Genomic DNA, 393 nt, shown 5'->3' with positions numbered 1-393 from the left:
GCTTGGGACAGTTAAAATCTTTGCAACGTCATCTTTATCAATTCATTGCAGATAATGAAGATAGTGAAAACTTATTAAGTAAAGCATTTATTGAAAAAACTAATTTGTGCATTAGTGAATATTTTGATGAAAAAATTGAGCGTAAAACAACAGAGACAGTTGGAAGTTTATTTGAAGATTTAAAGCGCGATATTACTGCTATATTATCCGATACTTTATCAGAGAGGCAATCATCTCAAGAAGAATCTCTTCAACACCCTCCAAATTTGTTCCAGAGAGAGTTTGTACAACCTTTAATTTTAGAAGAACATGATTCGGTTCAGGAAAGTTTAAATGAACTGTAGAATTTTAGATGACGGAGGGCGCGGTAACATGGCTGTATAAGACTTAAAA

At 32.8% G+C, this 393-nt stretch carries 1 protein-coding gene; it reads left to right on the top strand.

Features of this window, described 5'->3' with window-relative positions; all coding sequences use genetic code 11:
* Positions 1 to 344: hypothetical protein (locus ERX29_RS11035; RefSeq protein WP_165981145.1), on the top strand; the 344-nt coding region annotated here is incomplete at its 5' end.
* Positions 345 to 393: the final 49 nt, after the last annotated feature.

Origin of the sequence: Macrococcus lamae (genome assembly GCF_004359545.1) — a bacterium.
GTDB lineage: Bacteria > Bacillota > Bacilli > Staphylococcales > Staphylococcaceae > Macrococcus > Macrococcus lamae.
This window is presented reverse-complemented; position numbering and strand designations above follow the sequence as displayed.